The sequence below is a fragment of the Streptomyces sp. SID3212 genome, assembly GCF_009865405.1.
In the GTDB taxonomy this organism is placed as follows: domain Bacteria; phylum Actinomycetota; class Actinomycetes; order Streptomycetales; family Streptomycetaceae; genus Streptomyces.
In genome coordinates, this window is sequence record NZ_WWJY01000036.1 from 1 (window position 1) to 11,766 (window position 11,766).

Annotated in this window: 12 protein-coding genes; 11 read left to right on the plus strand and 1 reads right to left on the minus strand. The window is 69.3% G+C overall.

Annotated elements, in window-relative coordinates; genetic code table 11:
• The 11 genes from GT042_RS01500 to GT042_RS01550 all read left to right on the plus strand — a co-directional run.
• Positions 1-234: hypothetical protein (locus tag GT042_RS01500; protein WP_161306878.1), on the plus strand; the 234-nt coding region annotated here is incomplete at its 5' end.
• The gene (nuoH, locus tag GT042_RS01505; RefSeq protein ID WP_161306879.1) at positions 231-1,640 is read left to right on the plus strand and encodes an NADH-quinone oxidoreductase subunit NuoH; all 1,410 of its coding nucleotides are present in this window, start codon (positions 231-233) and stop codon (positions 1,638-1,640) included. The genes GT042_RS01500 and nuoH, both read left to right, overlap by 4 nt.
• Positions 1,633-2,349, plus strand: coding sequence for an NADH-quinone oxidoreductase subunit NuoI (nuoI, locus tag GT042_RS01510; protein WP_345943638.1), 717 nt, complete (start codon positions 1,633-1,635; stop codon positions 2,347-2,349). Before nuoH ends, nuoI begins: the two co-directional genes overlap by 8 nt.
• Complete coding sequence (locus GT042_RS01515; protein WP_161306880.1) at positions 2,346-3,173, plus strand: NADH-quinone oxidoreductase subunit J; 828 nt, start codon at positions 2,346-2,348, stop codon at positions 3,171-3,173. The genes nuoI and GT042_RS01515 overlap by 4 nt, the downstream gene beginning before the upstream one ends.
• Positions 3,170-3,469 carry an NADH-quinone oxidoreductase subunit NuoK gene (nuoK, locus tag GT042_RS01520; RefSeq protein ID WP_161306881.1) on the plus strand — a complete coding sequence of 100 codons (300 nt, stop codon included), beginning with the start codon at positions 3,170-3,172 and terminating at the stop codon, positions 3,467-3,469. The genes GT042_RS01515 and nuoK overlap by 4 nt, the downstream gene beginning before the upstream one ends.
• Positions 3,470-3,483: 14 nt before the next feature.
• On the plus strand, positions 3,484-5,379 hold the full coding sequence (gene nuoL, locus GT042_RS01525) for an NADH-quinone oxidoreductase subunit L (protein ID WP_161306882.1): 1,896 nt from the start codon (positions 3,484-3,486) through the stop codon (positions 5,377-5,379).
• A gap of 6 nt (positions 5,380-5,385) precedes the next feature.
• The gene (locus GT042_RS01530) at positions 5,386-6,963 is read left to right on the plus strand and encodes an NADH-quinone oxidoreductase subunit M (RefSeq protein ID WP_161306883.1); all 1,578 of its coding nucleotides are present in this window, start codon (positions 5,386-5,388) and stop codon (positions 6,961-6,963) included.
• Entirely contained in the window at positions 6,960-8,612 is a 1,653-nt protein-coding gene (nuoN, locus tag GT042_RS01535) for an NADH-quinone oxidoreductase subunit NuoN (protein ID WP_161306884.1), read from the plus strand. Before GT042_RS01530 ends, nuoN begins: the two co-directional genes overlap by 4 nt.
• Before the next feature lie 169 nt (positions 8,613-8,781).
• Complete coding sequence (locus GT042_RS01540) at positions 8,782-9,966, plus strand: ABC transporter ATP-binding protein (RefSeq protein ID WP_161306885.1); 1,185 nt, start codon at positions 8,782-8,784, stop codon at positions 9,964-9,966.
• Positions 9,963-10,685 (plus strand): ABC transporter permease subunit, encoded by a 723-nt coding sequence (locus GT042_RS01545; protein ID WP_161306886.1) that lies wholly within the window; start codon positions 9,963-9,965, stop codon positions 10,683-10,685. The genes GT042_RS01540 and GT042_RS01545 overlap by 4 nt, the downstream gene beginning before the upstream one ends.
• On the plus strand, positions 10,682-11,347 hold the full coding sequence (locus GT042_RS01550; RefSeq protein WP_161306887.1) for an ABC transporter permease: 666 nt from the start codon (positions 10,682-10,684) through the stop codon (positions 11,345-11,347). The genes GT042_RS01545 and GT042_RS01550 overlap by 4 nt, the downstream gene beginning before the upstream one ends.
• 23 nt (positions 11,348-11,370) lie before the next feature.
• On the opposite strand, the gene GT042_RS01555 is transcribed toward GT042_RS01550, so the two are convergent.
• Positions 11,371-11,766 (minus strand): ATP/GTP-binding protein (locus GT042_RS01555; protein WP_202532214.1); only part of this gene is annotated, 396 nt, incomplete at its 5' end.

Genomic DNA, 11,766 nt, shown 5'->3' on the forward strand with positions numbered 1-11,766 from the left:
GCCGCCGAGACCGGCGTCAAGGACGGCGACCCGCTGGCCGTCACGGGCCCGGCGGGCACGGTCACCCTCCCGCTGCGGGTCACGGTGATGCCCGACCGGGTGGTCTGGCTGCCGCTGAACTCCACGGGCCGCGGCATCCCGGCGGACACCGGCTCCCAGCCGGGAACGCTGGTCCGTATCGCCCCGGCCGGTGCGCCGGCCGCGGACGCAGAAGCGCCGGAGGTGCGCGCATGACCGCCTTCTCCCCCCTCGCGGCGGCTCCTCACACCGTTCACACCGTCCTCGCCGCCGAGGACCTGTCGCTGTTCGGCCGCGACCCGTGGTGGCTCGTGGTCGTCAAGGCCGTGTTCTGCTTCGCGTTCCTGATGGTCACCGTGCTGTTCTCCATCGTGTGGGAGCGCAAGGTCGTCGCCTGGATGCAGCTGCGGATCGGCCCCAACCGGCACGGTCCCTGGGGCATGCTCCAGTCGCTCGCCGACGGCATCAAGCTGATGCTCAAGGAAGACCTGATCGTCAAGCGCGCGGACAAGGTCGTCTACGTCCTCGCGCCGATCGTCGCCGCGGTCCCGGCGTTCATGGCGATCGCCGTGATCCCGTTCGGCCCGTCCGGCAACGAGGTCTCGATCTTCGGCCAGCGCACCACGATGCAGCTGACCGACCTGCCGATCGCGATGCTGTACGTCCTCGCGGTCGCCTCGATCGGCATCTACGGCATCGTCCTGGCGGGCTGGTCCTCCGGGTCGACGTACCCGCTGCTCGGCGGACTGCGGTCGGCCGCGCAGATGATCTCGTACGAGATCGCCATGGGCGCCGCGTTCGCCTCCGTCTTCCTCTACTCGGGGTCGATGTCGACCTCGGCGATCGTGGAGGCACAGGCGGACCGCTGGTACATCGTGCTGCTGCCGGTCTCCTTCATCATCTACGTCATCACGATGGTCGGCGAGACGAACCGCGCCCCCTTCGACATGCCCGAGTCCGAGGGTGACCTCGTCGGCGGCTTCAACACCGAGTACTCGTCCATCAAGTTCGCGATGTTCATGCTCGCCGAGTACGTCAACATGGTCACCGTCTCGGCCGTCGCGACCACGCTCTTCCTCGGCGGCTGGCGCGCCCCGTGGCCCATCTCCACCTTCTGGGAGGGCGCGAACCACGGCTGGTGGCCGATGCTCTGGTTCGTCGTCAAGGTCCAGCTGCTTCTCTTCTTCTTCATCTGGCTGCGCGGCACGCTGCCGCGTGTGCGCTACGACCAGTTGATGAAGCTGGGCTGGAAGGTCCTGATCCCGGTCTCGGTGGTCTGGCTGATGCTGGTCGCGACCGTACGGGCCCTGCGCAACGAGAACTACGACTTCCAGTCGATCGTGCTCTACGTCGGCGGGGCGGTCGTCGCGATCCTGCTGCTCTCCTTCGTCGCCGACATCTTCCGCGACAAGAAGGAGCGGGCCGACGCCGAACGGGAGCCGGAACCCCCGGCCTTCGACCCGATGGCGGGCGGATTCCCCGTACCACCGCTGCCCGGCCAGACGCTGCCACCCGTGCCGCGCAGGCGTCCGCGCACCGAGCGCGAGCTCGTTGTCAGTGGTGGGGTCGACACTGTGAGTGACGGTACCGAGAGTGACGGAAAGGAGGCTGACAGTGTCTGACTCTTCGCAGGACTCCACGCGGGACTCCTCGCAGGTCTCCCGGCGGGACCCGGCGCGGGACTCGTCGAACGATTCTTCGCAGGCGGAGAACCCCCGCGCCCCGAAGAACCCGGTCGCGGGCTTCGGCGTGACCTTCAAGGCCATGTTCAAGAAGCGGCTGACCGAGCAGTACCCGGAGCAGCAGAAGGTGACGGCGCCGCGCTTCCACGGCCGTCACCAGCTGAACCGGCATCCGGACGGCCTGGAGAAGTGCATCGGCTGCGAGCTGTGCGCCTGGGCGTGTCCGGCGGACGCGATCTACGTGGAGGGCGCGGACAACACCGAGGAGGAGCGCTACTCCCCGGGGGAGCGCTACGGCCGCGTCTACCAGATCAACTACGCGCGCTGCATCCTCTGCGGCCTGTGCATCGAGGCATGCCCGACCCGGGCGCTCACGATGACCAACGAGTTCGAGCTGGCCGACAGTTCGCGCGAGAGCCTCATCTACACCAAGGAGCAGCTCCTCGCGGGCCTGGACGAGGGCATGGTCGAGTCGCCGCACTCGATCTTCCCGGGCACGGACGAGCAGGACTACTACCGGGGGCTGGTCACGGAGGCCGCGCCCGGCACGGTCCGCCAGGTGGCGCTGAGCAAGGGCGAACGGCCGCAGGAGGCCGCGTCCACCTTCGGCGAGGACGAGCCGGCGTCGAAGAAGGTGATCGGGTCGTGAACGCACTCACCGCCTCCACCACCCTCGCGGCGTCCGCCACGTCGACCGGCGAGGCCGTCCAGTTCTGGATCCTCGGTACGGTCGCGGTGGTCGGCGCCTTCGCCACGATCCTCATGAAGAGGGCCGTGCACAGCGCGCTGAGCCTGGCCGCGACGATGATCATCCTGGCGGTCTTCTACCTGGCCAACGGCGCCTACTTCCTGGGCGTCGTCCAGATCATCGTCTACACCGGCGCGATCATGATGCTGTTCCTCTTCGTGGTCATGCTGGTCGGGGTCACCGCGGCGGACTCCCTCAAGGAGACGCTCAAGGGCCAGCGCTGGCTGGCCCTGGTCTGCGGACTCGGCTTCGGCGCCCTGCTGATCGGGGGCATCGGCAACGCGTCGCTGAACTCGTTTGCCGGGCTCGGCCAGGCCAACGCGGGCGGCAACGTCGAGGGGCTGGCCGCGCTGATCTTCACCAAGTACGTCTTCGCCTTCGAGATCACCGGCGCGCTGCTGATCACCGCGGCCGTCGGCGCCATGGTCCTCACCCACCGCGAGCGCACCGAACGGGCGCTGACGCAGCGGGAGATGGCCGAGGACCGCGTCCGCAAGGGCGTCCACCTGCCGCCGCTGCCCGCCCCGGGTGTCTACGCCCGGCACAACGCGGTGGACATCCCGGGCCTGCTGCCGGACGGCACGGTCTCCGAGCTGACCGTCAACAAGACCCTCAAGGACCGCGGCCAGATCCGCGACGTGTCGAGCGAGGCCATCGCGGACCTCAAGGCGCTGGAGCAGCGGTCCACCGACCGGCTCGGCCGCGAGGAGGAGATCAAGCGATGAACCCGGTCCACTACCTCTACCTCGCGTCGCTGCTCTTCACCATCGGTGCCACCGGTGTGCTGATCCGGCGCAACGCGATCGTGGTGTTCATGTGCATCGAGCTGATGCTCAACGCCTGCAATCTCGCGTTCGTCGCCTTCGCCCGGCTGCACGGCAACCTCGACGGGCAGGTCATCGCCTTCTTCGTGATGGTCGTCGCCGCCGCGGAGGTCGTGGTCGGGCTCGCGATCATCGTGTCGCTCTTCCGCTCCCGCCACTCGGCCTCGGTCGACGACGCCAGCCTGATGAAGCTCTGAGGGGTCGCTGAATCGTGGAGAACTTGATTGCGCTGCTCATCGCGGCGCCTCTGCTCGGAGCGGCGGTCCTGCTGTGCGGCGGGCGCCGGCTCGACCGCCTGGGCCACTGGCTCGGTACGGCGCTGGCCGGCGCGGCGTTCGTGATCGGCGTGGTGCTGTTCAGCGACATGCTCGGCAGGAGCGGTGAGGACCGCGCCCTGCACCAGCACCTGTTCAGCTGGATCCCCGTCGAAGGCTTCCAGGCGGACGTCGCCTTCCAGCTCGACCAGCTGTCGATGACGTTCGTCCTGCTGATCACCGGTGTGGGCACGCTGATCCACATCTACTCGATCGGGTACATGGAGCACGACGAGCGGCGCCGCCGCTTCTTCGGCTACCTGAACCTGTTCCTGGCGGCGATGCTGCTGCTGGTCCTCGCCGACAACTACCTGCTGCTGTACATGGGCTGGGAGGGCGTGGGCCTCGCCTCGTACCTGCTGATCGGGTTCTGGCAGCACAAGCCCAGCGCGGCCACCGCCGCGAAGAAGGCCTTCCTGGTCAACCGCGTCGGTGACGTGGGCCTGTCGATCGCGATCATGCTGATGTTCACGACCTTCGGGACCTTCGCCTTCGGCCCGGTGCTGGAGAACGCGACGGACGCCACCGAGGGCAAGCTGACGGCCATCGGCCTGATGCTGCTGCTCGCCGCGTGCGGCAAGTCGGCCCAGGTGCCGCTCCAGTCGTGGCTCGGCGACGCGATGGAGGGCCCGACCCCGGTCTCGGCCCTGATCCACGCGGCGACGATGGTGACCGCGGGCGTCTACCTGATCACCCGCTCCGGCGCGATCTTCAACGGGGCGCCCGACGCCCAGCTGGTGGTCGTGGTGGTCGGCGCGGTGACGCTCCTCTTCGGTGCGATCGTCGGTTGCGCCAAGGACGACATCAAGAAGGCCCTCGCCGGGTCGACGATGTCGCAGATCGGCTACATGATCCTGGCGGCGGGCCTCGGCCCGATCGGGTACGTCTTCGCGATCATGCACCTGGTGACCCACGGCTTCTTCAAGGCCGGGCTCTTCCTCGGCGCCGGTTCGGTCATGCACGGCATGAACGACGAGGTGGACATGAGGAAGTACGGCGGCCTGCGGAAGTACATGCCGGTCACGTTCGTCACCTTCGGCCTCGGCTATCTGGCGATCATCGGCTTCCCCGGGCTCTCCGGCTTCTGGTCCAAGGACAAGATCATCGAAGCGGCCTTCGCCAAGGGCGGCACGGAGGGCTGGATCCTCGGCGCCGTCACCCTGCTGGGCGCCGCGATCACCGCGTACTACATGACCCGCGTGATGCTGATGACCTTCTTCGGCGAGAAGCGCTGGGAGCCGGACGCGGACGGCCACGAGCCGCACCCGCACGAGTCGCCCAGGTCGATGACGATCCCGATGATCGTGCTCGCCTTCGGCTCGGTCTTCGCGGGCGGGCTGTTCTCCCTGAACAGCGCCTTCGTGAACTGGCTGGAGCCCGTCACCGGACACGACCACGGCCACTCGCCGGTCAGCGCCGCGACGGTCACCGCCTCCACGGTCGTGGTGCTGCTCATCGGCGTCGGCATCGCCTGGGCGCAGTACGGCAGGCGCCCGGTGCCCAAGGTCGCACCGCGCGGCTCGCTGCTCACCCGCGCCGCCCGCCGCGACCTCCTCCAGGACGACTTCAACCACGTCGTCCTGGTCCGCGGCGGCGAACACCTCACCCGCTCCCTGGTGTACGTCGACCACACCCTGGTCGACGGGGTGGTCAACGGCACCGCGGCGTCCTTCGGCGGGCTCTCGGGCCGGCTGCGCAAGCTCCAGAACGGTTACGCCCGCTCCTATGCGGTCTCGATGCTCGGAGGTACGGCAGTGCTCATCGCCGCGACCCTGCTGATGAGGGCGGTGTAAACGGACATGTCGTTCCCCTATCTGACGGTGGCGGCGGCGCTGCCGGCGGTCGGCGCGATCGCCACGGCGGCCGTGCCCGCCGCCCGGCGTACCTTCGCCAAATGGCTGGCGCTCCTGTTCTCCCTCGCCACGCTCGCGGTGGCCGCCGTCGTCCTGGCCCTCTTCGAGCCCGGCGGCGACCGCTACCAACTCACCGAGTCGCACGCCTGGATCAAGGAATTCGGGGTCAGGTACGAACTGGGCGTGGACGGCATCGGCGTCGTGCTGATGGCGCTGACCGCCCTGCTGATCCCGTTCGTCATCCTGGCGGGCTGGCACGACGCCGACCCGCTGGAGGACGCCGCGCCGAACCGCCGCTGGCGGCCGACCCAGGGCTTCTTCGCGCTCATCCTGATGGTCGAGGCGATGGTGATCCTCTCCTTCGAGGCCACCGACGTCTTCCTCTTCTACATCCTCTTCGAAGCCATGCTCATCCCGATGTACTTCCTCATCGGCGGCTTCGGCGACCGGGCCCACGCGGGCGGGGACGAGGCGGCGGCGACGCAGCGCTCGTACGCGGCCGTGAAGTTCCTCCTGTACAACCTGGTCGGCGGGCTGATCATGCTCGCCGCGGTCATCGGCCTGTTCGTCGTCGCGGGGACGTTCTCGCTCTCCGAGATCGCCGACGCCCGGGCCAACGGCTCGCTGTCCATGGCGACCAGCACGGAGCGGTGGCTGTTCCTGGGCTTCTTCTTCGCGTTCGCCGTGAAGGCCCCGCTGTGGCCGCTGCACACCTGGCTGCCCAACGCGATGGGCGAGGCCACCGCGCCGGTCGCCGTCCTGATCACGGCCGTGGTCGACAAGGTCGGCACGTTCGCGATGCTGCGCTTCTGCCTCCAGCTCTTCCCGGAAGCCTCCAAGTGGGCCACCCCGGTGATCCTGGTGCTCGCGCTGATCAGCATCGTCTACGGCGCGCTGCTCGCCGTCGGCCAGCGGGACATCAAGCGCCTGATCGCCTACGCGTCGATCTCGCACTTCGGCTTCATCATCATGGGCATCTTCGCGATGACCAGCCAGGGCCAGTCGGGCGCCACGCTCTACATGGTCAACCACGGGATCTCGACGGCCGCGCTGATGCTGGTCGCCGGCTTCCTGATCACCCGGCGCGGCTCGCGGCTCATCGCGGACTACGGCGGAGTGCAGAAGGTCGCACCGGTCCTCGCCGGTACGTTCCTGATCGGCGGACTGGCCACACTCTCGCTGCCGGGGCTCTCCCCGTTCGTCAGTGAGTTCCTGGTCCTGGTCGGCACGTTCAGCCGGTATCCGGTGGTCGGCATCATCGCCACCTCGGGCATCGTGCTCGCTGCGCTCTACGTCCTGGTGCTCTACCAGCGCACGATGACCGGGCCGGTGAAGGCGGCGGTCCAGGGCATGTCGGACCTGAGGGTCCGTGAGCTGGTGGTCGTCACCCCGCTGATCGCGCTGCTCCTCTTCCTGGGTGTCTACCCGAAGCCGCTGACCGACATCGTCAACCCGGCCGTGAAACACACGATGTCGGACGTCAAGAAGACCGATCCCAAGCCCGAGGTGGAGGCCGCTCCGTGAGTGCGACAGTCGTCCACAGCCTGTGGACAACTTCGGCGGCCGGGGGGATCGACAAGATCCCGGCCCCCCATATCGAGTACGCGCAGTTGTCGCCCACCCTGATCGTGCTGGGCGCCGCCATCCTGGGGATCCTGGTCGAGGCGTTCGTCCCCCGGGGCAAGCGCTACCACACGCAGGTGTGGCTCTCCGTGGTCGCCCTGGCCGCCGGTTTCGCGGCGGTGATCGCCCTCGCCAACACCGGCTACGGCACGACCAAGGCGCACATCGCGGCCATGGGCGCCATCGCCGTCGACGGCCCGGCGCTCTTCCTCCAGGGGACGATCCTGCTGGCGTCGATCGCCGCCGTGTTCACCTTCGCCGAGCGCAAGCTCGACCCGGAGGCGCACGGCAAGCGCGTCGACTCGTTCGCCGCGCAGGGCGCGTCCGTCCCGGGCAGCGACAGCGAACAGGCCGCCGTCAAGGCCGGGTTCACCACCACCGAGGTGTTCCCGCTCGCCCTGTTCGCGATCGCCGGGATGCTCGTCTTCCCGTCGGCCAACGACCTGCTGACGCTGTTCGTGGCGCTGGAAGTGTTCTCCCTCCCGCTCTACCTCCTCTGCGCCCTGGCCCGCCGCAAGCGGCTGCTGTCGCAGGAGGCCGCGGTCAAGTACTTCCTGCTGGGCTCCTTCTCGTCGGCGTTCCTGCTCTTCGGGATCGCGCTGCTGTACGGGTACGCGGGCTCGGTGTCGTACGCGCGCATCGCCGAGGTCGTCGACGGCACGGTCCAGACCGTGAACCCGGCCCTCGCCGACACCATGGGCAACGACGCGCTGCTGCTCATCGGCGGCGCGATGATCCTGATGGGGCTGCTGTTCAAGGTCGGCGCGGTGCCGTTCCACATGTGGACCCCGGACGTCTACCAGGGCGCGCCCACCCCGATCACCGGCTTCATGGCGGCGGCGACGAAGGTCGCGGCCTTCGGCGCGCTGCTGCGGCTGCTGTACGTGGTGCTGCCGGGCCTGCGCTGGGACTGGCGTCCCGTGATGTGGGCGATCGCGATCATCACCATGCTGGGCGGCGCGATCGTGGCCATCACCCAGACCGACATCAAGCGCCTCCTGGCGTACTCGTCCATCGCCCACGCCGGCTTCATCCTGGCCGGTGTGATCGCGACGACGCCCGACGGCATCTCGTCCGTCCTCTTCTACCTCCTGGCGTACTCCTTCGTGACGATCGGCGCGTTCGCGGTGGTCACGCTGGTGCGCGACGCGGGCGGCGAGGCGACGCACCTGTCCAAGTGGGCGGGGCTGGGGCGGCGTTCGCCGCTGGTGGCCGCGTTCTTCGCGCTGTTCCTGCTGGCGTTCGCCGGTATCCCGCTGACCTCAGGCTTCTCGGGGAAGTTCGCCGTCTTCAAGGCGGCGGCCGACGGCGGAGCGGGAGCGCTGGTGGTGGTCGGTGTGATCTCGTCGGCGATCGCCGCGTTCTTCTACATCCGGGTCATCGTCCTGATGTTCTTCAGCGAGCCCAAGGCCGACGGGCCGACGGTCGCCGTGCCGTCGCTGCTGACGAAGACGACGATCGGCATCGGCGGCGTGGTCACGGTCGTCCTCGGTGTGGCGCCGCAGTACTTCCTGGATCTGGCCAACCAGGCCGGGATCTTCGTGCGGTAGGCAGCGCAGGCCGCCGTGTCACGGCCAAGCCCAAGGGTCCGGTACCTCACAGAGGTGCCGGACCCTGGCTTATTTTCGCCCTGCCGTTCGATGGGAGGGCCGCGCCCGATACGGTGGGGACGCGTCCGGAACAGCCGTAACAGGGCCATGCCGAAGGGTATTTGAGACCTTGATCAGCATCGAAGCGGTGACGAAGCGCTACGCCGACGGGACGGTCGCGGTCGATCGGCTCTCCCTGGACATTCCGGACGGTTCGATCACCGTGCTGGTGGGCCCCTCCGGGTGCGGGAAGACCACCACGCTGCGGATGATCAACCGGATGATCGAGCCCACCGAGGGCAGGATCCTGCTCGACGGGGACGACCTCAGACAGCGGCCGGTCAACGCGCTGCGGCGGTCGATGGGGTACGTCATCCAGAACGCCGGGCTCTTCCAGCACCGTTCGGTGGCCGACAACATCGCCACGGTGCCGCGCATGCTCGGCTGGGACCGGAAGCGGGCCCGCGAGCGGGCGGTGGAGCTGATGGAGCGCGTCGGGCTGGACCCGGCCCTGGCCAAGCGCTATCCGTACCAGCTCTCCGGCGGGCAGCAGCAGCGGGTCGGGGTGGCCAGGGCGCTGGCGGCGGATCCGCCGGTGCTGCTGATGGACGAGCCGTTCTCGGCCGTCGACCCGGTGGTCCGCAAGGGGCTCCAGGACGAGCTGCTGCGTATCCAGGCCGAGTTGGGCAAGACCATCGTGTTCGTGACGCATGACATCGACGAGGCGATCAAGCTCGGCGACCGGATCGCGGTGATGCGGACGGGCGGCAGGCTCGCGCAGTTCGCGCCGCCCGGGGAACTGCTCTCGGCGCCCGCCGACGCGTTTGTCGAGGACTTCCTCGGCAACGACCGCGGAGTGCGGCGGCTGTCGTTCTTCACGTGCGAGGCGCTCGCCCTTGAACCTCCGCCGGTGGCGGACGCCGGCGGAAAGGTGTCCGTCGAGAAGACGGCCGGGACGAGGCCGCCCGTACCGTACCTGCTGGTCACGGACGCGGCGGGCAAGCCGCTCGGCTGGCGGGACCCGGCGGCCGGGGAGGGCGCCGGGAGCGGTGCCGATACGGCGCTGATCCCGTGCGGGCGGCCGTTCCACGCGCGGCGGGACTCCCTGCGGGCCGCGTTGGACGGGGCGGTGCTGTCCCCGACGGGCTGGGCGGTCGCCGTGGACGACACCGGCCGGGTCGCGGGCATCGCCTCCCAGGAGATGATCGCCGCGGCGATCCGTACGGCCCACGCGGAACACGAACGGTCGGGTGCCCTCCCCGCCGGATCCGACGAGCCCAACGCGCCCAACGCGCCTGCGGTGGCCGGGACATGAGCGGCGACGGCTTCTTCGACGTCCCCAGCGACCTCCAGCACAGCTACCTCGGCCTGGTGGCCCTGCACCTGGAGGAAGCGCTGATCCCGGTGGCCGGCGGGCTCGTACTGGCCCTGCTGCTCGCCCAGTTGTGCGTACGGCACGGGTGGCTGTACCCGCCGGTGCTCTGGGGCGCCACGGTCGTCTACGCGATCCCCTCGCTCGCGATCTTCGTGGTCCTGATCGACTACACCGGGCAGAGCCGCACCACGGTGATGATCCCGTTGACCCTCTACACCCTGGTGGTGCTCGTCCCGGCCATCGTGGACGGGATCAGATCCGTACCGGGGGAGACGCAGGCGGCGGCCACCGCGATGGGCTTCGGCCCCTGGCGCCGCTTCCTCCGCGTCGAACTGCCCATCGCCGTCCCGGCGATCTTCGCCGGGCTGCGGGGCGCCACCGCCGCGAGCATCAGCCTGGTGAGCGTGGGCGCGCTGATCGGCAACCAGGGGGCGCTGGGCAACATGCTCACCGACGCGATGTTCTACCACCGGCCCATGCTGGCGGTGAGTTCCGTCGTCACCACCGCCGTGCTGGCGGTCCTCGCGGACATCCTGCTCGTCGTCGGCCGCAACCTGCTGACCCCGTGGATGCCGCGCGGCGGCCGGGCGGAGACCACGGCCGCCACGCTGCCGGGAACTCTGCCCGCGCCCCGCCAGAAGCTGGAGAGCAGCCGGTGAACGTCCTCCACTTCATCACCTCGTTCTTCAGCGAGAGCTCCCGCTGGCACGGTTACGACGGCATCCCGCAGCGTGTCTGGGAGCACATCCAGTACTCGCTGGGCGCGCTGGCCGTCGCCGCCGGGATCGGGCTGCCGGTCGGACTGGTCACGGGCCACACGGGCCGGGGCGGCAACGTCCTCGGCACGATCGCCAACGCCGCCCGGTCGCTGCCCAGCTTCGGGCTGCTGGTGCTGATGTTCCTCGCGTTCGGGATCGGGCTCACGCCGGTGATGATCCCGCTGGTCGTGCTGGCGATCCCGCCGATCCTGGTGACCACGTACGAGGCCGTGCGAAGCGTGGACCCCTCGCCGGTCGACGCGGCCCGGGGCCTGGGCATGCACGAGGCGAAGATCCTGCTGCGGGTCGAACTGCCCGTGGCGCTCCCGCTGATCCTCGGCGCCCTGCGCACGGCGGCGATCCAGATCATCTCCACCGCCACGATCGCCGCGTACGTGAGCCTCGGCGGCCTCGGCCGGTACGTCATCGACGGCCTCTACCAGCGGGACTACGAGAAGGTCGTGGGCGGCGCGACGCTGGTCGCCGCCCTGGCCCTGCTCACCCTCGGCGTGTTCTGGCTGGCGGGCCGTCTGGTGGTGTCCCCGGGGGTCAGCCGCCGCTGACCGGCCCGTCCCGGTGGCCCCGGCTAGGCGGCCGTCGTCCTGGCCAGGGCCACTTTCAGTACGGTCAGCAGGGCGTCCCGTACCGATCCGCGTTCCCGGGCGTCGAAGGCGAACAGCGGGACCCGCGCGTCGACGTCCAGGGCCCACCGCACCTCGTCCAGCGTGTGGGTGACCGCGCCCTCGAAGGTGTTGATCCCGATCGCGAAGGGGATGCCCTTCGCCTCGAAGTAGTCGACGGCGACGTAGCAGTCGTCCAGGCGCCGGGTGTCCACGATCACCAGCGCGCCGAGCGCGCCCTGGACGAGGTCGTCCCACATGAACTTGAAGCGGTCCTGGCCCGGGGTGCCGAAGAGGTAGAGCTTCAGCGTCGGGTCGATGGTGATGCAGCCGAAGTCCATGGCGACCGTGGTGGTCGTCTT

Bases quoted from the DNA above. Each gene is read 5' to 3' on its own strand.
- GT042_RS01545 (WP_161306886.1), top strand. From the start codon at position 9,963: ATGAGCGGCGACGGCTTCTTCGACGTCCCCAGCGACCTCCAGCACAGC.
- nuoK (WP_161306881.1), top strand. From the start codon at position 3,170: ATGAACCCGGTCCACTACCTCTACCTCGCGTCGCTGCTCTTCACCATC.
- nuoH (WP_161306879.1), top strand. From the start codon at position 231: ATGACCGCCTTCTCCCCCCTCGCGGCGGCTCCTCACACCGTTCACACC.
- GT042_RS01530 (WP_161306883.1), top strand. From the start codon at position 5,386: ATGTCGTTCCCCTATCTGACGGTGGCGGCGGCGCTGCCGGCGGTCGGC.